Origin of the sequence: Sphingomonas sp., assembly GCF_024508665.1 — a bacterium.
GTDB lineage: Bacteria > Pseudomonadota > Alphaproteobacteria > Sphingomonadales > Sphingomonadaceae > Sphingomonas.
Genome location: NZ_JANINP010000006.1, coordinates 1,098,567 through 1,118,140, shown reverse-complemented (window position 1 = coordinate 1,118,140; position 19,574 = coordinate 1,098,567). Strand labels below are relative to the sequence as shown.

Annotated in this window: 17 protein-coding genes; 5 read left to right on the top strand and 12 right to left on the bottom strand. The window is 64.5% G+C overall.

Annotated elements, in window-relative coordinates:
• Positions 1-24 precede the first annotated feature (24 nt).
• A complete protein-coding gene (locus Q0L25_RS14180) occupies positions 25-441 on the bottom strand; it encodes a hypothetical protein (protein WP_296615295.1) in 417 nt (138 codons plus the stop codon).
• 277 nt (positions 442-718) lie between these two features.
• Positions 719-3,844: a TonB-dependent receptor gene (locus Q0L25_RS14175; protein WP_296615293.1), complete on the bottom strand. Its 3,126-nt coding sequence runs from the start codon at positions 3,842-3,844 to the stop codon at positions 719-721.
• A 411-nt stretch (positions 3,845-4,255) separates the two neighbouring features.
• Here Q0L25_RS14175 and Q0L25_RS14170 point away from each other — a divergent pair, with 411 nt between their 5' ends.
• Together Q0L25_RS14170 and Q0L25_RS14165 are read left to right on the top strand one after the other, a co-directional pair.
• Complete coding sequence (locus tag Q0L25_RS14170; protein ID WP_296615291.1) at positions 4,256-4,864, top strand: sigma-70 family RNA polymerase sigma factor; 609 nt, start codon at positions 4,256-4,258, stop codon at positions 4,862-4,864.
• Positions 4,861-5,868: a FecR domain-containing protein gene (locus Q0L25_RS14165; RefSeq protein WP_296615289.1), complete on the top strand. Its 1,008-nt coding sequence runs from the start codon at positions 4,861-4,863 to the stop codon at positions 5,866-5,868. The genes Q0L25_RS14170 and Q0L25_RS14165 overlap by 4 nt, the downstream gene beginning before the upstream one ends.
• A 24-nt stretch (positions 5,869-5,892) precedes the next feature.
• On the opposite strand, the gene Q0L25_RS14160 is transcribed toward Q0L25_RS14165, so the two are convergent.
• Complete coding sequence (locus Q0L25_RS14160; RefSeq protein ID WP_296615288.1) at positions 5,893-7,548, bottom strand: amidohydrolase family protein; 1,656 nt, start codon at positions 7,546-7,548, stop codon at positions 5,893-5,895.
• A gap of 94 nt (positions 7,549-7,642) precedes the next feature.
• On the opposite strand from Q0L25_RS14160, the gene Q0L25_RS14155 reads away from it, so the two are divergent.
• The 3 genes from Q0L25_RS14155 to Q0L25_RS14145 all read left to right on the top strand — a co-directional run bounded on the left by Q0L25_RS14155 (position 7,643) and on the right by Q0L25_RS14145 (position 11,021).
• Positions 7,643-8,881 (top strand): threonine ammonia-lyase, encoded by a 1,239-nt coding sequence (locus Q0L25_RS14155; protein WP_296615286.1) that lies wholly within the window; start codon positions 7,643-7,645, stop codon positions 8,879-8,881.
• Between the two features lie 439 nt (positions 8,882-9,320).
• The gene (locus Q0L25_RS14150; RefSeq protein WP_296615284.1) at positions 9,321-10,271 is read left to right on the top strand and encodes a polyprenyl synthetase family protein; all 951 of its coding nucleotides are present in this window, start codon (positions 9,321-9,323) and stop codon (positions 10,269-10,271) included.
• A 123-nt stretch (positions 10,272-10,394) separates the two neighbouring features.
• A complete protein-coding gene (locus tag Q0L25_RS14145; protein WP_296615282.1) occupies positions 10,395-11,021 on the top strand; it encodes a TetR/AcrR family transcriptional regulator in 627 nt (208 codons plus the stop codon).
• 38 nt (positions 11,022-11,059) lie between these two features.
• Here Q0L25_RS14145 and Q0L25_RS14140 read toward each other — a convergent pair whose 3' ends face one another.
• From Q0L25_RS14140 to Q0L25_RS14100, 9 genes are all read right to left on the bottom strand, one after another.
• Positions 11,060-11,956: a DMT family transporter gene (locus Q0L25_RS14140; RefSeq protein WP_296615280.1), complete on the bottom strand. Its 897-nt coding sequence runs from the start codon at positions 11,954-11,956 to the stop codon at positions 11,060-11,062.
• On the bottom strand, positions 11,953-12,219 hold the full coding sequence (locus Q0L25_RS14135) for a metal-sensing transcriptional repressor (protein WP_296615278.1): 267 nt from the start codon (positions 12,217-12,219) through the stop codon (positions 11,953-11,955). The genes Q0L25_RS14140 and Q0L25_RS14135 overlap by 4 nt, the downstream gene beginning before the upstream one ends.
• Before the next feature lie 85 nt (positions 12,220-12,304).
• Positions 12,305-13,309 (bottom strand): hypothetical protein, encoded by a 1,005-nt coding sequence (locus Q0L25_RS14130; protein ID WP_296615276.1) that lies wholly within the window; start codon positions 13,307-13,309, stop codon positions 12,305-12,307.
• Entirely contained in the window at positions 13,306-14,007 is a 702-nt protein-coding gene (locus Q0L25_RS14125) for a Fe-Mn family superoxide dismutase (protein ID WP_296615274.1), read from the bottom strand. The genes Q0L25_RS14130 and Q0L25_RS14125 overlap by 4 nt, the downstream gene beginning before the upstream one ends.
• Positions 14,008-14,050: 43 nt before the next feature.
• On the bottom strand, positions 14,051-15,454 hold the full coding sequence (gene chrA / locus Q0L25_RS14120; protein ID WP_296615272.1) for a chromate efflux transporter: 1,404 nt from the start codon (positions 15,452-15,454) through the stop codon (positions 14,051-14,053).
• On the bottom strand, positions 15,451-16,299 hold the full coding sequence (locus tag Q0L25_RS14115; protein WP_296615269.1) for a sulfurtransferase/chromate resistance protein: 849 nt from the start codon (positions 16,297-16,299) through the stop codon (positions 15,451-15,453). Before Q0L25_RS14115 ends, chrA begins: the two co-directional genes overlap by 4 nt.
• Positions 16,300-16,419: 120 nt before the next feature.
• A complete protein-coding gene (locus Q0L25_RS14110; protein ID WP_296615268.1) occupies positions 16,420-17,040 on the bottom strand; it encodes a TetR/AcrR family transcriptional regulator in 621 nt (206 codons plus the stop codon).
• Positions 17,041-17,162: 122 nt separating this feature from the next.
• Positions 17,163-18,326, bottom strand: a complete 1,164-nt coding sequence (locus tag Q0L25_RS14105; RefSeq protein WP_296615266.1) for an SO2930 family diheme c-type cytochrome — start codon at positions 18,324-18,326, stop codon at positions 17,163-17,165.
• The gene (locus tag Q0L25_RS14100) at positions 18,323-19,558 is read right to left on the bottom strand and encodes a parallel beta-helix domain-containing protein (protein ID WP_296615264.1); all 1,236 of its coding nucleotides are present in this window, start codon (positions 19,556-19,558) and stop codon (positions 18,323-18,325) included. Before Q0L25_RS14100 ends, Q0L25_RS14105 begins: the two co-directional genes overlap by 4 nt.
• Positions 19,559-19,574: the final 16 nt, after the last annotated feature.

Here is a 19,574-nt window from a genome sequence, read left to right as displayed (position 1 = left end):
CCTCATCGGGATCGCAGGATGCGATCAGATGATCGTGACGCCCGACACGGTCAGGTGCGCGGTGATCGTGCAGCTGCCCGGATTGACCGTCGCGGTCGGGATGTCGAAATGCGACGGGCTGCCATTGGTCCAGCTCGCCGAGACATTCTGCGGGCCGCAGGAAACCGGCGCGGTCACCTGCAGGTTCTGGATCGTCACCGAAGTGGTCGAGTTGGCGACGATCTTGAACGGCGTCGCCAATTTGACCAGCCCGCACGCATTGAGCAGGCCGCCAGTGAAGGTGGCGCCGGTGATGGTCGCGGTCCCGTCGGCATTGACCGTTCCCGTGAAATTGGCGGTGCAGGCCAGGGTCGGGAAGCCGGGCGCCGACATGCTGGTTGAGCCGGTCGCGCTGAACGTGCCCGTCGGCGTGAACGAGGAAGCGAAGGCCGGACCGGACATCGCCATGCATGCGACCGCAGCGAAAAGTGCTCCAATTTTCTTCATGTTCATCCTCTCGCGTTTGAGTTTTTGGTACGCGTTCTCGGGGCGTTACTTTCCCGACAGGATTGACGCGGCGCGCAGGCGGGCGGGGGGATCGCTGGCACGAAATCTGGTTCGCTTTGGCTATAAATTCGCCCTTTCTGCCGTCCTCCCTCCGCCTCCCCTCGTACCCTCAAAAAAAGCCGCACGCCGATGGCTCGACGTGCGGCGGAGAGGCGACCTGAGGGGAGGTCGATTAGAAGCGCTTGGCGATGCTGAAACCGATAATCCGCGGGTCGAGCGTGAAAACGTTGGTGGTCAGCCCGGAATCGTCACTGTTGATGAAGGCGTCGGTGATCGGCGCCGAGTTGAAGACGTTCTTGACGTAAAGCTGGAAGGTCAGGTTCCACGGACGCTGTTCGAGCGTCAGCGACAGATTGGTATTGTCCCATGCCTTCAACCGGTCGATCGGCCTATTGTAGATGCGCGCCCAGCTCGCGCTCTGGCGGTAGAAGTCGGCGCGCGGCGTCAGCGACCAGTCGCCGAACTCGAACGTATATTGCGCGCCCAGATTGACCGTCCAATGCGGCGCGTTGGGCAGTTCGTTGCCGCCGATATTGGCGGCGATGCCCTGGCCGTGATTGGGCGCGGTGTTGAGGTCATAGGCGCCATACAGGCTCGCGAGGAACGAGCCCGGCGCGAAGCTGCCGGTCAACGAATTACCGCCGCACAAGGCGGTCAGGTAGAATGGCGACGCGCTGGGGTCGGCCAGGATCGACTGGACGATGCTTGTCGGCGCGATACAGTTCGACGTCAGCTGCACCCATGGCCGCACGACCGTCCAGTTCGGATCGCCTTGTGTCCGGTCCATTACGTCGATCGACTTGGAGCCATTGGCGAGCCGCGTGCCGAGATAACCGACATTGGCGTTGATCAGCAGGTTCCGGACGGGCCGCCAGGTCGCCTCGAATTCCGCACCCCAGGTCGTGGCGTCGAAATTCTCGTTGAGCGCGGTACGATCGACGATCTTGGAGATCTGATACCCCTTGTAATCGTAGAAGAAGGCGGAGGCGTTGAGCGTCAGCCGTCCGCCGGCCAGCGTGTTCTTGGTCCCGACCTCGAACGCGTTGATATATTCCGGCTTGTAGGTGGTCGGCTGCGGGAAGAACTGCAGGTACTGGGGGTCGGCACCGATCCCCGGCGGGTTGGTGCCGCCTGCCTTGTAGCCACGCGAATAGGATGCGTAGAACAGGGTCGAGTCGGTGAAGCTCAGCCGTGGCGTCCAGTCGACGGCAAACCGCCCGGTGAATTTCTGCCACGATTGGTGGATGTCGGGCTGTGCCGGATAGCCCGACCCGACGAAGCCCGATCCGAGGAAACCCGGCGCCAGCAGCAACTGGCTGGGGATCGGCGTGGTCGTCTTGCGGTCGTCGGTGTAGCGCAGCCCTGCGGTGACCTTGATCCTCTTCGCCGCCTGCCAATAAAGCTCACCGAACGCGGCGTAGGAATCGACCTTGTAGACGTTGGCGCTGCGGAAATAATTGTGCCCCTGCCCGTTGATCTTGTTCAGCGGATTGGGGTCGACATACATGCAGCCCGTGTCCGAATTGAGCGGGCACGGCTGGGCCGGTCCGCCGAACCCGGTCAGCCCATCATAGAAACCCTCCGCGATCGCCGAGAGCAGGTTGTCGAAGACGTAATAGTCCTCGTTGATCTTGAAGTGCAGGTAGTTGGCGCCGATGCTGAAATTGAACGGCCCGGTGTTGGAAGATTGCAGGCGGAGCTCCTGCGACCATTGTTTCGACCGCGACTTGACCATGTCCACGCTGATGATCGTGTTCGACGGCCCGAGTTGCGGGTCGTTGTAGATGCCGCCCGGCGTTAGCCCAGCACCGATCGGATTGAGGAAGACGTCGACCAGCCCGATATTGGAATCGTTGATGATCGGGTTCGAGTTGAAGCGATTATAGTCCTGGGTCGAGAAATAGTAATCCTCGGTATAGAGCGATTGCGACGATACCTTGAGGTTCTTGGCGACGTCCCAGTCGAGATTGAGCTGAATGACGTCATTGGTCGCGCGGAATTGCGGATCGAACCGGGTCGCGATCTGGCGGAGGTTGGTCGACTGGACAATGCCGGCATAGGGATCGGCGCTGGGATTGATGATCGGGACGACGGCGAAAGTATTGGGGTCCATGCCCAGCGACACCACTCCAGCCGCGGCGGCGATGAAGGGAATCGAGCGGCCATTTGGCACGCCGAACGCGCCCGCCCCGTAGAGCGAGCCCATCGCGCAGCCCTGACTCAGCAATGGCTGAAACGCGTCAGCCACCGCGACGCCGCCGACCTGGGTGGGACCGGGATCGTTGTGGCACAATTGCTTGCCGGTGCGCGAGCGGTTGTCCTTCTCGCTGAAATGCTCCCAGACCAGGTCGGCGGTAAAGTTGCTCGACGGCTTCCATCGCGCCGACGCGCGGGTCGACCACAGGTCGCGGCCATTCACCTTCTCGTCGGTCACCGTATTGTAGTCGAAGCCTGAGCGCTTGGTGTAGGCGCCCGCCACGCGCAGTGCGAAGGTGTCGCCGAGCGGAATATTGAGCATGCCGCTGGCACGCCGCGTATCGTAATTGCCGCCCTCTACCTTCAGCCGCCCTTCGAACCGATCGCTGGGCTTGTTGGTGATCATGTTGACCACGCCGCCGGTCGCGTTGCGACCGTAGAGCGTACCTTGCGGCCCGCGCAGCACCTCGATCCGTTCGACGTCGAAATATTCCTGCTCGAACAGGCGGTTGCGCAGCAGCGGCGTGTTGTTGAACGAGATCGCGACCGCCGGGTCGGTGGTCACCGAGATCGCCTTGGTGCCGACGCCGCGGATCGAGAAATTATAGCCGCTGAAATTGTTCTTGGAGAAATTGACGTTGGGCACCGCGCGCAGCAATTCCGAACCGCCCTCGATCTTGTACTCGTCGAGCGACTTGCTGGTGAAGGCCGATACCGCGACGGGCACCTTCTGGATCGATTCGGACTTCTTCTGCGCGGTGACGATGATGTCGGGAAGCGGCGAGTCCTGCTCATTGACGGGAGCGGCGGCCGTAGCCGCCTGGCCGTTTCCCACCGCACTCACGCTTTTGAGCGCGACGATCACGAAGACCTTGCCTTCGCGCCGATAGGTCAGACCGGTGCCGCGGAGGATCTTGTCGAGCGCCGCCTCGGGCGCCGCGGCATGGTTGATCCCCTGCGTCGTCTTGCCGCGGGTCAGCGCCGCGTCGGCCAGGATGGTGACGCCGCTCTGCAGGCCGAAATCACGCAACGCGAGATCGAGCGCCTGCGCCGGGATGCGGAAGGTCGTCTGGGCGACGGCCGGATTGGGAGCCGCCAGCACCGCCAGCCCCCCCCAGCGCGATACCGCGCAACAATTGCCGACGAAACCACAGCGACCGTGAGGCCATGCTCCCCTCTCCCTTTTTCGGCGCCCCGGCTTTGTGCCGGAGTCTCACCTTCTTCTCCCATTGACGTAAACGGGAAGCAGGAGGGGGGATGGTGTCGGAAAAAATCGCCGCCGTATCGGATGTTTCGGCGGCCCGGACGGGGCCGGCGGGCTTGACCTGAGCGCCCGCAAGCGCGACCGTCGACCGTCTGGGCGGGGGCGGATAACCGGACATTCGGCAAATATGTCAGATAGATGCCCCGACACCAACGCCGCCCTCGCCGCAACCGGGGCGGCAATGACGGGCATTTTCCGCTACGGCTTCCGACTATTTGAGCGATCGCACTCCCCCCGACTCCGCGGCCCGTGCGTCTATCGATCGAAGCGCGCCACGGTGGCGTGGTCGATGGACCGGACATGGTGGCGAGCCGAGGGGAAATGGACAATCGGGCGGCGCTGGTGAGCGACGCGGATTCCCATGCCCATGACCTCGAGGGCTGGATGGCCGATTACGGCCCGGGGCTGCGGCGCTTCTTCGCGCGGCGCGTCAACGCGGCCGATGTCGACGATCTGGTCCAGGACGTGTTCGTCCGCATGCAGTCCAGCCAGTCGACCAGCCCGATCGACAATGCCGAACGCTACCTCTTCCGCGTCGCGCAGAATGTCCTGATCAGCCGCTACCGCGCCGACGGCAGCCGTGAGCGGCATCTGCACACCCCGATCCACGAGGGGATCGACCCCGGTGACGATTTATCGCCCGAACGGATCGCGATCGGGCGCGACGAATATGCGCGGATTGTCGAGGCGATCGCCGCTCTGCCACCGCGCGTCCGTGCCGCCTTCGTGTTCCACCGTTTCGAGAACATGACTTATCAGGCGATCGCTGCCCGGATGGGCATTACCAAGAACTCGGTCAAGGAGCTGATCCATCGCGCCCTCGTCCGCCTGTCCGAGACGATGGAGGAATCGTCGTGAGCGCCGGGCCTCCCCGCGACGACCGCGCGCTCCGCGAAGAAGCGGCACGCTGGTTCAGCCTGAAGCGGTCGGGCGACATGTCGGCGGCCGAGACCGCGGCGTTCGTCGAATGGCTCGGGTCCGACCCGCAGGCGCAGCAGCGGTTCGAGCGGTTGCAGCGGCAATGGGACCTGCTCGGCGCGGTCGCCGACGACCCAGCAATCCTGGCGGTACGCGAGGCCGACCTGCGGACCTTCAATCGCCCCGGCCGCGTCCGGACACTGCTCGCGGTCGGCGCGGCCGTGGTGCTGATGGTGACCTCGGCCGCGACGTTGATGCAGAACGGCCTGCTCGATCATTATTGGGAAAGCTCGCGCGGCGAGACGTTCGAGACCGGCACGGGGCAGCGGACCACCGCGACCCTCACCGACGGATCGGTGGTGACGCTCGACGCCGAAAGCGAATTGCGCGTGGTCGAGATGGCAGCCGAACGCCGCCTGCAACTCGTTCGCGGCCATGCCTTCTTTCAGGTCGCCAAGGATCCGATCCACCCCTTCCTGGTCGAGGCGGCGGGCAAGACCGTTCGCGCGGTCGGTACCAAGTTCGACGTCCGCGTCGACGACAAGGCGGCGGTGACCGTGACCCTGGTCGAAGGCAAGGTACGCGTCGAGCAATCGCACGGCTGGCTACGCTCCGAACAGCGCGCCGACATGAATGCGGGCGCCAAGCTGGTCGCGCGTGCCGACCAGAACTGGAAGCTCACCCAGGTCGACGCGGCGAGCGAGACGAGTTGGCTGTCGGGGCGGCTGACTTTCGTCCGCGAGCCGCTGCGCAGCGCGATCGCCGAGGTCAATCGCTATTCGCGGCAGAAGATCGTGTTCGCCGACGGCGCGGTTCCCGATACCGAGATCGTCGGCGTATTCGCCGCCGGCGACGTCGACGGCTTCGTCACCGCGATGCAGCTCAACGGCATCGCGAAGGTGGTCGAGCGATCGGATACCGAGATCAGGCTGGCCCGCCCCTGAGCGCACTCCCCGCCGCGGGCCGCGTTACCCCTGCTTGCGCACATACACCTTGCGGCCGCCGATCCAGGTTTCCTCGACCTTGGTCTGGCGCAGATCGCTGGGGCTCGCCAGCATCGGATCGCGGTCGACGATGATGAAATCGGCAAGCTGGCCGGGCGCAAGGCGGCCGAACTTATCCTCGGCGAAACCGGCATAGGATCCGCCCTGGGTGAATGCCCACCAGGCCTGCTCGCGCGTCACCTTCTCCTCGGGCCGCCAGCCGCCGAACGGCTCGCCATTGGCATCCTGGCGCGTGAAGGCAGCTGCCCAGCCGGCCCAGGGATCGGGACTCTCGACCGGATAATCCGACCCGAACGCGAGCGGAACGCCGTTCCTGAGCATCGTCGCCCAGGCATAGGCGCCGACCAGCCGGTCCGGGCCAAGCCGTGCCTCGGCCATCGCGCGGTCGGATGTCGCATGGGTCGGCTGCATCGAGGCGATCACCTTCAGGCTGGCGAAGCGCGGGAGGTCGGCGGGGTCGACGATCTGGGCATGTTCGATCCGCCAGCGGCGGTCGCCCTTATAGGTGTTAGACATCGCCTCGATCGCGTCGAGCACCTGGCGATTGGCGCGGTCGCCGATCGCATGGACCGCGACCTGGAACCCGTCCATCGACGCGCGGCTCATGTAATTCTGCAGCACGTCGTCGGTCATGAAGCCCGCGCCCGACTGACCCGGCGCATCGCTATAGGGCTTGAGCAGCCAGGCGCCGCGCGAGCCGAGCGCGCCGTCGGCGAAGAGCTTGACCCCCGCCATGCGCAGGCGGTCGTCATACAGCCATGGCGTCGGGCCGTTGCCGCCGATCCGCACCGCGGTGTCGACGCCGAGCCCGTAGCTCATGATCCGCACGCGCAACGCGCCGCGGTCGCCGGATCTGCGCATCGCCAACCAGTCGTCCATAGACGTGCCCATGTCCGACGTCGCGGTGATGCCGAAGGCGAGCAGGATCTCCTGCGCTTTCGCCAGGGCGAGGTCGCGTTCCTTGGGCAATGGCTGGGGCACAACCTTTTCGATCAATTGCTGGGCGGCATCGACGAACACGCCGGCGGGCTGGACGCCGATCTTCTCGATCCGGCCGCCTGGCGGCGTCGCGGTCTTGGCGGTGACGCCGGCTTCGCGGATCGCCGCGCTGTTGGCCCAGCTGGCATGGCCATCGGCGCGTTCGAGCCAGACCGGACGATCGCCGACCACCGCATCGAGGTCGGCCGCGGTCGGGAACCGGCCCAGCGCCCATTTCTCCTGGTTCCAGCCGCCGCCGATGATCCACTTCTTTTCCGGATTGGCCTGGGCATAAGCCGCTATCTTGGCCTTGGCCTCGTCGAGCGACTTGGTGTCGGAGAGATCGAGTTCGAGCGCGCGGAAGCCGAGGTCGACGACATGGCCATGTGCGTCGATAAACCCGGGGAGCAGGGTCCGCCCCTTCTGGTTCGACAGCCAGTCGAGCTTGTCGGGCCGCTTGTCGCCTGACTGCATCAACTTCTTCACCTTGCCGTCGTTGCCGATCAGCACACCGGTGAAGTGGATTACCTTGCCGTCGGCATCCATCGTGATGCCGTTGACATTGTCGATCAGCCCGTCAGCCAAAGCGGGCGTCGCGATCATCGACAGCGCGACGGCCGCCCCCACCAGCTTACGGATCATTCGCGACCAACTCCCATTTCTTGCGCTCAAACACTGCGCTGCGGCGGGCATAAGCCGTGTTCCCCCGCCGCGCCAGATGGTCTAGGCGACGCCAATGATTCCAGCCGAAACGACCGCCGTCCTCCCCGTCACCATCGAGGACGTCCGCGCCGCGCACGAGCGCATTCGCGACTCGATCGTCCGCACGCCGACCTTCATCAGCAAGACGTTGAGCGAGCTCACCGGGGCGACCGTCTATTTGAAGTTCGAGAACCTCCAGTTCACCGCCGCCTACAAGGAACGCGGCGCGCTCAACACCTTGCTCCAGCTGGACGAAGCGGCACGCGCCAAGGGCGTGATCGCCGCATCGGCCGGCAATCACGCCCAGGGCCTCGCCTATCACGCGCACCGCCTGGGCATTCCGGCGACGATCGTGATGCCGACCAACACGCCGATCGTGAAGGTGACCCAGACCGAAGGGCATGGCGCCAAGGTCGTGCTGCATGGCGACACGTTCGATGCGGCCTATGCCCATGCCCGGCAGCTCGAGCAGGAATGCGGCTTCACCTTCGTCCACCCGTTCGACGACGCGCGCGTCATCGCCGGCCAGGGCACGGTCGCGATCGAGATGCTCGAAGACGTGCCGGCGATCGACACGTTCCTGACCCCGATCGGCGGCGGCGGCCTGATCAGCGGCATGGCGGTGGTCGCCGCGGCGGCGGATCATCCGATCGAAGTGGTCGGGGTGGAGGCCGAGCTTTATCCGTCGATGTACAACCGCATCAACGGCACCCAATATCCGTGCGCCGGCGATACATTGGCCGAGGGCATCGCGGTCAAGGAGCCGGGCGGCATCACTTCCGCGATGGTCCGCGAACTGGTCGACGAGATCGTCCTGGTCAGCGAACGCAGCCTCGAGCAAGCGGTCAGCCTGTTGCTGCAGATCGAGAAATCGGTGGTCGAGGGCGCGGGCGCGGCGGGGCTCGCGGCGCTGCTCGAACATCCCGAGCGGTTCAAGGGCAAGACCATCGGCATCGTGCTGTGCGGCGGCAATATCGATACGCGCCTGCTCGCCAATGTGTTGCTGCGCGACCTCGCACGGTCGGGCCGGCTGGCACGGTTGCGCATTCGTTTGCAGGACCAGCCGGGCGCGTTGTTCAACGTCGTGCGCATCTTCAGCGACCAACGGGTCAACATCATCGAAGTCTATCACCAGCGCGTGTTCACCACCCTCCCCGCGAAGGGCCTGATCACCGATATCGAATGCGAAGCCCGCGACCGCGCGCATCTCGACCGGCTGGTCGCGGCGCTCAAGGCAGCCGATTACGAAGTGACGCCGGTCGAACTGGCCTGAGACCTGGTCGGCGCGACGGCTAGCGCCTGCCGCCTGATGTCGGACCATTGCGGGCAGATCGCAAAAGCGCGCTCGCAATAGCGACCAGTCGGGCCAGCGCGGTGTGACATGGCGCATGTCTTCGGCCAATTTCAATAGTCAGGATCGGCCCGTACCGGCGTGCGTGAAGAGCGGCCGGGTGTCGCGAACCCCCTAAAAGCCCGATCCATGGAGGAAGGGGGTCTGTCGGAGACGCCGGTCATGAAATCGCGGCGCCTATTCGGAATCCCACCACCTCAAGCGATCGCGTCGCGGGCGCGCGGCTTGGCAAAAATAACTCGCTTTTAAAAAATATCTCGTTTGAGATACATATAGGCATGCGCGCTATATCATTCTCAACGGCACGGCTCTCTCCCGACAATCCGCCCTTCTCGTTCCTCTCTTGCGTGGGCGCCTGACCATGTATGGCGGCGATGTCGGTAAGGGGGCTGCGAGGGATATCCCGATCTTTCTGCACGAGCGGCCCTTCGAGGATGCGCTGCAGGCGGCCCGCGACGCGATCGAGCGGCGATTGATCGAGGTGACGCGGAGCCGGCGCACCGGTCCCGCCGCCTCATCGCAGCTGGACGATGCTATACGCTATGCGGTTCTCGGCGGCGGGAAGAGGTTGCGAGCCATCCTCGTCCTGTTGACCAACGATATGTTGGGCGGGAATGTCGAGCGCGCGCTTCACGCCGCGGCAGCGGTCGAATGCGTGCACGCGCAATCGCTGGTTCACGACGATCTGCCGTGCATGGACGACGATGACCTCAGGCGAGGAAAACCCAGCGTTCATCGCAAGTTCGACGAGGCGACGGCGGTATTGTGCGGGGACGCGTTGTTGACGCTCGCGTTCGAGTTGCTCGCAGACGAGCGCACCCATCTCGACCCATCGTGCAGATTGCGGCTCATTACGGAACTGGCTCGATCGGTTGGCCGCGATGGATTGGCCCTCGGTCAAACGCTCGACCTGAAGGCGTCCATGGCCTGGTCGGCGGACGAGATGCTTCATTGCGCCGAGCTGAAGACGGCCCGGTTGTTTGAATTCTCGTTGTTGGTTGGAGCGATCGTCGCAGGCGCCCGGCACGAACAACTTGCCAGCCTCGTCAAGTTCGGAACGGTGCTTGGCCTCGCCTTTCAGGTGTCCGATGACCTTCTCGACCGCCTTGGCGACGAGGAGCAGATAGGCAAGCGGTTGAACAAGGACGCCGTATCGGGCCGTCGTACCGCGACCGAGATTTGGGGCATCGAAGGCGCGCGTGAGAAACTTCATCAACTGGCAAGCGATGGCCGGTCCCAGCTCGCCTGCTTTGGTGAACCCGCGTGCCATATTCGCGAATTGATCGACGTCGTCGTAGGGCGGGTTCCGTAATCATCATGCCGATATCGCGGCGGTCGACGGTCCGGATAGGTTTGCGCTACCTTTTCCAGTAGCCCGATCTGAAGTTCGTTGCGCGCGCGCAGCCGGGCCGAAGACAATTGAAGCAAGGCTGTCATGAAGACGAAGGGGGCAAAGAGCAGCGGACATCAGGAGAAGCGCTCCGCACTGCTCCGTGCCTGCCGGGCTCGGCTTGCCGCTCGCGACTTGCCGACACCAAGCATGAGGGAATTGGCGGCCGCAGCCGGCGTCACCGTACCGACTTTGAGGCACTATTTCGGTCGGCGGGAAGATATTGTCGTCGCGCTGCTTCAGGAGCTGCGTCGTGAAGGAGAATTTTACCTCGCCAGGACCCGCACGACCGACAAGCCGTTCGACGAGTCGATAACGTCGCTCGTCGCGGCGCTGTCGCTTGGCCTTACGGCGGGCCTTTCGGAAATTCACGCGCTGGGCCTTCGAGAAGGACTGCGCCATGGCCGCCTGGGGCCCGCCTATCTCGACCAGGTCCTCGAACCGACGGTACTCGCGATCGAAGATCGGCTCGCAATCCACCAGGCGCGCGGGGAGATGCGCATGGCCGATACGCGCGTCGCCGCGCTAGCCCTGCTGTCGCCGCTGGTCATCGCGCATTTCCATCAAAACGAGCTTGGCGGTGTCGATACCCGGCGGCTGGATTTCGAGACATTCGCCAACGAACATGTCTCGGCGTTTTTGCGCGCCTATCGCGCTGAAAAAACGCTGTAATGATGGTCGCCGAACCAAGGATGTCGATCGGCCCTGGTCTAGCCGGCGACCTCTTCAGGGCGCTGTTCGGTCAGATGCAGCCAGACGCCAACCGCCATCAGCAATCCGGCGCCGAGAAGCGACCAGCTCCACGCTTCGCGCAAAAGGACAAGGCTGAGGATCGCGCCGAGAAACGGTGCCGTTGAGAAATAGGCGCCGGTCCGCGCCGCGCCGACCTGGCGTAGCGCCAGCACGAACAGCACCAGGCTGATCCCATAACCGAATAGCCCGATCAGGCCGGACAGCGCGATCGAGCCTGCGGGCGGCACGGCGGCCCCACCCATCACGGCGAGGCTGACGTTCACGATGCCGGCAACCAGCCCCTTCACGGCCGCCAGCGCCGGTGCGTCGGCGTGCGAAATGCGCGACGTGCAATTGTTGTCGATTGCCCAGCACAGGCAGGCCGCACCGATCGCGAGCGCGCCGCCGACCATCGCCCGACCCGATCCGCCGCCGAGCGACAGCAACGCGGCCCCGGCGACGATCGCTATCATTCCGAGCCCGATGCGGAAGTTGAACGGCTCCCGAAAGACGATCCATGCGATCAGCGCGGTGAAAACCCCTTCCAGCGTCAGCAGCAACGAGGCGGCCGATCCGGTAACTGTCGTCAGCCCCAGCATGAGCAGCGCAGGTCCGGCCATGCCGCCGAACATCACGGCTGCCGCCAGCCAGGGCAAATCGGCCCGCTTGAACGTCCAGCCCGCCTGGCCGCTTGCGATGCGCAAGATGGTGAGGCCGATCCCGGAGCCGAGATACAGCAAGCCTGCCAGCATCAACGGGTCGATGCCCGACACGACCGCCTTGGCAGCGGGGGTGGAGGCGCCGAACAGCGCGGCCGCGGCGATCGCCAGTAACCCGCCTTTGCGTATGTCGCCGAGCGCGAACGGCCTTGTCACAGATATTTGGCCAGGTTCGCGATGCGCGCCAATTCTTCTCGGCCGGCCTCGGTCAGTTGCCCAGTCGCCGTCTCCAGGTGGTGCTCGATATGGTCGATGACCAGCACCTTCTTGGCGGCCTCGATCGCGCTGATGACCGCCTGCATTTGCTGCGCAATCTCAAGGCCCTCGCGGCCAGTCTCGACCATGGAGATGATCGTGGCCAAGTGGCCATGCGCGCGGCGTAGCCGGTTGAGAAGTTTTGGATCGTTGGCGTGAGACATCGCACGGCCATATCCTCCCAGGGGGGATATAGCCAGCCTCGATCATTCGTGCATTCCGCTTGGCGAAATATCGTCGTCCCAGGCGTCAGCGCGCCGTCAGCACCCACAAAGCCGCCGCGGCGCCGCCGCGTGCCGGGACGGCGACGATCAATGATCGAAGTTCGGGCACGAACAGGCCGGTGCGTGCGCCGGGAGCGGTCGTGACGCGCGCGATCTGACCATCGGCGTTCGTCGTCGACGAGACATCGACATGACCCGCGCCGCAGACCAGAAGGAACCGGTCGCCATCGATGAACAGATCGTCCGCATCGCCGCACCCCGGCCGGGTCGACACCACAGCCCCTTCCACCGAACGCACCTGCAGTGCCGCCGGCAGACGATAGGCCAATGCGAACCAGCGGCCGTCCGCCGCGATGGCAAGCGGGAAGTTCAGATTTCGCATCCCCGTCGGCCAGGTTGCGGTCACCACCCCCGTGTCGATGTCGGCCGCGACGATCGATCCGCGATCGGGGACGTTGATGAGCGTCCTGCCGCCGGCCAGCCGAAACCCTTCGGGGTGCCCGGCGAGCTTGACCGTGGACAGCAGACGATGCGTCGCGGGGTCGATCACCGCGAGCGCGCCGGCGCCATAGCCGACAACGACATGACCGTTGCGGCTATCGACCCGCACGTTGTCGGCGTCGTCGCCCAATTTCAGCACGGCCGTTTCGCGCCGATCGGCCAATGTATAGAAATGCACCGATCCATCGCCGCACGCGACAACGAGTTGCCCGTCGCCGAGAGCGGCAACGCCCTGCGGCTCGTGCAGGCCGGTGATCCGGCCCACGACCTTGCCGCTTTGCAGGTCGACAGCGTCGACCGTGCCGTTGCCATATTCCGCAACGAAAACCTGTCTATGCGCCGGATCGATCGCAAGATGATCGACCCGTCCGGCGACGCCCGGCAGCTCGATTGTCCGTTCAAGCCGCAAGGGTGACGAAGGATCGCTCGCCGACACGGTTCGGGGTGACGCATTACAGGCGCTCGACATCATCAGCGCCGCCATCACCGCCAGCAGCCCGGACGAGCGCTTGATGGCCGGACCGTTCATGCGGCTTTGGCGAAGCGAGCGTCGGCGGAGGTCCAGTTCGTCGTCGCCATGAAGGCGTCGACATAGGCGGCTGCCTTCGCGCCATAGTCCATGGCATAGGCGTGCTCATACATATCGAGAGCAAGGATCGGCGTGCCACCGGCCAGCATCATTGTGTGGTCGCCCGCCCATTGGTTGACCAGGCGATTGTCGCGGTGGCTGTACGTCAGCAGCACCCATCCCGATCCGCCGCCAAGCGCCTTGCCCATGCCTGCGAACTCGGCGCGCCAGCGCGCATCGCTGCCGAAGTCGCGCTCGATCGCCGCGGCGAGCTTCGCGCCCGGTTTCGACGGCGCACCCAGGCCGGCAAAATACAGCTCGTGCAGGATCATCGAGTTCCAGGCGATCAGCTCCTCGCGCTTGAGCCCATTGATCTGAAATCCTGGCGCGGTCGCCGGGTCGAGCGCCGCGACTTGCCCGGTGATCGCGCCGATGCGCTTCACTGCACCGACATAATTGTTGTCGTGGTGGCTGATCAGCAACTTCTCGGAAAGTCCGGTGATGCTCTTGGGATCGAACGGTAGCGGCACCGGCTGCGGCGCATAGCCAGCGGTCATCGGTGCAGCGGGCGCAGCGTTTGCGGGCAAAGTCGCGGCGCCGACCGACAGCAGCGCGCCCGCGGTCAGCAAGTCACGACGGTCGATGCGAAGATCAGTCATAACATCACTCCTTTGCACAAGCCGAAGAAGGCCCGGTCGATTATCACCGCACAATCCCGGCCAGGTTCAACGCAATGCCGATCGCGGATGCTGCGCCAAGAGTGGCGAACATGCCGGCCTTCAGGCGGAACACAGCCAGGATCGCGAGCGCGGCAAGCGCCGCTGCCCAGGGATCGACGCTCGCCACCACCGGCGCTTCGAAATGGACTGGTCCAAAGATTACCGGAACGGTGGTGCGAAAGATCGTGTGAATCGCGAACCAGATGGCGAGGTTCAGGATGACGCCGACTACCGCCGCGGTGATCGCCGAGAGCGCGCCCGACAGCGCGGCATTGCCGCGCAGCCGCTCGATGAACGGCGCGCCGAGGAAGATCCACAGGAAGCAGGGGATGAACGTCACCCAGGTCGCGAGCAGGCCACCGAGCGTACCGGCGAGCAAAGGCGGCAGCGTCCCGGAGTGGCGATACGCGCCCATGAAACCGACGAACTGGAGCACCATGATCAGTGGGCCGGGCGTCGTCTCCGCCATGCCCAGTCCATCAAGCATCTCCTTCGCGGTCAGCCAATGATAAGCGTCGACGGCCTGCTGCGCGACATAAGCGAGCACCGCATAGGCGCCGCCGAAGGTGACGATCGCCATCGTAGAAAAGAACGTCGCGATCTTGGTGAAGACGTCGTTCGGTCCGAATAGCAGCAGCAATGCGACGACCGGCGCCAGCCACAGCGTCAGCCAGATCGACGCTTGCCGTAGCGCCTGGCCGAGCGTCGGGTTCGCGTGCGCCGGCAATTCCTCGCCCAGCAGGGTCTCCGCGTCGGGCACGATCTTTCCTTTGCTGGCGCCGTGGCCGCCGCCGACCAGAAAGGTGGCAATGCCGGCGCGGCTACCGACATAGCCGATCAGGCCCGCCCCGATTACGATCACCGGGAACGGCACGTTGAGGAAGAAGATGAGGATGAAGGCGCTGCCCGCCAACGCTCGCATCGCGTCGTTCTTCAGCGCACGGCCGCCGATCCGCACCACCGCCTGCAGCACGACCGCGAGCACTGCCGATTTCAGGCCGAAGAACAGTCCGGCGACCAGCCCGACATGGCCGTACAACACGTAGACCCAGCTCAGCGCCATGATCGCCACCACGCCGGGCAGCACGAACAGGCCGCCGGCGACGATCCCGCCCTTTGTCCGGTGCATCAGCCAGCCGATATACGTGGCGAGCTGCTGCGCCTCCGGACCGGGCAGCAGCATGCAATAATTGAGCGCATGCAGGAACCTGTGCTCGCCGATCCAGCGTTTCTCCTCGACCAGGATGCGGTGCATGACCGCGATTTGTCCGGCCGGCCCTCCGAAGGACAAAGCAGCGATGCGCAGCCAGACCCAGAAGGCCTCGCCGAGCGACACCGGCTCCGGGCGGGTTGCGGGAGTCGTGGCGCCGGACGTCATCGTGGTCATGCCGGGGCCTTGCCGCGAGAGACCTTGGACTGGTGCGACACCCAATCGTGAGTCTCATGCGTGGCGTCGCGGCACCAGCGAAATAGCGCATCATAGACCAGCATTCCGGCCTCGAGCTGTGCCAGGTCGTCCGAATACATGCGCGACAAGCCGAGGGAGATGGCCAGCAGCCCCGCGGCTTGCGGCACCAGTTCTGGGCGTCCGGTATCGGCACCCCGCACGATCTCGGCCAGTCGCGCCAGACCGGACAGGCTTTGCAGGCCGAAGCGCTCGACCATCACGTCGAACGTGCAGCGCTCGCCGTCATGGCTCCAGGTCACGTCGTCCCCCTCGATATCGAACGGCGCCGCCCCGAAACGATCGGCGACACCGGCGACTTCCGCCGGGCTGACGAACAGGAACACCGCGTGCGGATCGACGAAGCGGCGGATCAGCCATGGGCAGGCGATACGGTCAACCTTGGGGCGAGCGCGCGTCACCCAGAGGGTGCGGCCCTGGCTGTCGCGCCTCGGCAACATTGTGTCCGGAACCATCGGCAGCTCGGCAGTGGCCCAACCGATTATACCGCCGTCGAGAATCTCGGCGGAGGTTTTCTCATGCCGCAGCCATGCCGCGACGCCCTCGCTCAGTGCCCGTCCGTGTTGACCGGCGATGACGGCGTTGCGGCCTGCGAACTCGCACGCCCAATCCCCAACGGCGGCAGGGTCCCGTCGCAGCGCGCCGGGCAGATGGCGCGAGTCCGCGGCAAAATCGTCAGCCGTGCGAACGTCGATAATCGCCGGGCAGTTCGGCGTACCGATCAGGCGCGCGAGTTTGTCGGAAGTGATCGCATTGATGGCAGGCATGGCGCGTCCTTCGAAACAATCGGGACGCGATACTTCAGCATGCCGCCTCGTGGGGAGATCGCCGACCCCATGATCCTATTGAGCAATGCCGCGGTTTGATTGTCAAGGCGACGACGAAGGTCAGGTCGCCAGGCCGCCACGCATCATGTTGGCGGCAGTTCGGAATACGGCGTCGGCCGACACGCCCGGTTCTTCATAGAGCATCGCATCCGCGCCAAAGCCGAGTTCGACAGTGAGGCGAACATACAGCCACAAATCCTCGCTGCTCATGTGCGGAAGATGCGGCGCATAGGCCTCGACGAGCTTGCCAGTGACATAACGGTGCGACTCGATGCGGACAGGGGCAAGCCGGGGCGAACCGTGGAGCGCGCGCAGAATCCAGATCGCTCCCGGTTCGGCGCGCGTGACCGCCGCATTCTCCCGCAGCAACTCCTCGATATTGTCCTGCAGATCGTCGAGCCCCTTGCCGGCGTGGCGCGCGATCCAGGCTTCGAGCACGGCGTTCTGGCGCTCCATCAATCGCAGCCCCAGCGCCTCCAGCACCGAATATTTGTCCTTGAAGTAGCGATAAAGGGCAGGCGGCGTGAGGCCCGCCCGCGTGCAGATCAGATTGGTCGATATGCGATCGATTCCGACCTCCGCCAGCAATTCCCCCGCGACATCGAGCAGCAGCTCATAGGTCTGCTGCGCGCGCTCCTGTTTGGGGGACGCGCGTAGGATATCGCCGGGAGTCGCGGTCACGTCAGGCCTTGATCGGTGGTGGCGCGGTCGCCCGCGCCCGGGAGAATGCGACGCCTATAACCGCGCAAATCGCACCGAACCAGAGCCCCGGCATCAGCATAGCGGCGGCCCGGCGGACCAGCTCATCGTGCCGGCCCGGTTCCGTCATCCTCGGTGCACTCGCCTTTCAGGCCCAGAATATAGTCGTAGATCAACTTGACGCCTTCGACATGCTCGATGTCGCGGCCAACCTCGGGCATCATAACGCCGGGATCTGTGCTCGCGAGGCGATAGGGCAGGATCGAGCGTTCGGGGTGTCCCGGGACGACGTCGAACGGCCTGTCCCCGGTGCCGCGCCCGGCCGCGACCGGCGGCTTGCACATGCCAAGAAGCCGCGGGTCGACCGTCGGCGCGTCAAGCCATAGACCAGAGGTACGCGCCGCACCGGTCGGATTATGGCAATGGCTGCAATTGATATCGAGATAGGCGCGCGCGCGGCCTGCCACATCGATCTTGGCGTCCTGCCAGTTCGCGTTGCGCGGCACGCCGCTGCTGGGTACCCCGGTCAGATAGCCCATCGCGACCAGCCGCTTGAGCTGGTTGATCTCGCCGCCCTCGCCCAGGAAGTCGCGGTTGAGGTGGCGCGCTTTCAGCCCGATCGGTTCGACCGCGCGGGTGCGAAAGTCCTGGGCATGGCAGCCGGCGCACTGATTCTGGTTCGGCACGGAATAATCGAACGATACCTTCTTCCCGTCCTCATCGAGGGTCAGCGCGATATCGGCGCCCGTCCGCGCCAGCGTCGCGTCGCGGCCATCAGTGTCCCAGACATAGGGTAAAGCGACCCAACCGGTTGAGCGCCGGACCAGCAAGCGCGTCTCGATCAGGCGGACATGGCGAAGATCGAGGCCGGAGACGCCGGTCTGATAGGTCGCCGGCGTCATCTTCACGACAGTATCGCTGGTCTGGGGGTCGGTTACACCTGCCGGCGCGGTGTAATAGAAGGTCTTGGTGACGATCGTCCCCACGGGAAAATCGAAGGCTGTATTCGGCCGATAGGTCGCATGGGCCCCTTTGGGCATCCAGATCGTCCGCCATTTCTGGGCATAGTCGCTGAACAATGGCGTCTGCAGCTCGTACGTCACCATCCCTTCGTGCGGGGCGATGCGGCCATCGGCCAATGTGAACAGGCCCCAGGCCGACAGCTTTTCCGGATTGTCCTCGGCATGGAAGGTGACGGCCTGCGGCACATGGCCGCAGGCCGCGAGCAGCAGCGCCGCGCAGAGGGAAGCGACCAGGCGAACGATCATGACTTGGCGCCGCTGTCCTTCGTCATCGCCTCAGGCAGCACGATCGCCGGCAGGCGAGTCGACGGGGCGCAATTGCGCCCCGTATCGATCCGCGCGCCGGCGAATTTGGAGGGACCATCGGCGTTGAGCGTCTTCGCCGCGCCATTCTGGACGCAGATGCCCGGATCCTTGAGCTTCGGATTGGTGAAACCGTCCCACAAGATATCGGGCAGTCGCCCGCCATTCACCGCCTTGAGCGGGACCAGCGTCGGGTTGCCTGGATCCTCGCCGCCGCCCGAAAAGCGGTTGCCGGTGACGTAGATGTTTTCGGGATAAGGATCATACGCCGCCGCGATGCCTTTCTTGGTGTCGAAGCCGGTCGAATAATAGCTCGAGATGAGGACGTTGGCGGTCTTGTTGTCCTTGATATCATTGTCGAAAATCTCGACCTGATCGTTGGAATTGACGATCACGCCCGATCCCGCCGGCACCGAGCTGACCGCGCTGCCCTTCGCACCGAAATTGGCGTGATTGTTGGCGAAGACCTGGTTCTTGAACACGCGGGTCTTGCTGCCCGGCACCGGCAGATTGGGCATGTTGAACACCAATATGCCGCCGGCATTGCCGGTCGCCGTGTTGCCATAGACGTCGGCGTTGTTCGAATTCTCGATCTCGATGCCGGCGACATTGCCCTCGGCCCGATTGTCGCGAACGATGATATTGTTCGATTGCCCGACATAGATGCCGGCGTCGGATGCTCCCTTCACCACGCTGCCTTCGATCAGCACGTTGGTGACCTGCACCGGATAGAGGCCATAGGCACCGTTCGACGTCTTGCTGCCCCCAGTCCATTCTGCGCGGACACGGCGGATCACGGTGTTCTTGACGCCGTTGACCTTCAGCGCATCGCCCTTGGTGTCCTCGAACGCCAGATCCTCGATCGTGAAGTCGTTGCCGGTGACCAGCATGCCCTCGGCGCCCGAACTCTGCTTGGCGAAGGACAGGATGGTCTTGCCCATGCCCGCGCCGCGCATCGTCACTCCGTCCACCGTAAGGCTGAGGCTGCGGCTCAGTGCATATTTGCCGGCCGGAATCTCGATCACGCTGCCGGGTTTGGCGTCGAGCAGCTTCTGCTGCAGGTTCTTCTCGAAATCGGGATCGACGGTGAAGCCCTGTTGGTCGACTTTCGGTCCACAGCCGCTAACGAGCGCGAGCATCGCGGCGCAGCCGACAAGCGAAATTGCTTTAGTCATCTTTCTCTCCCCGTTC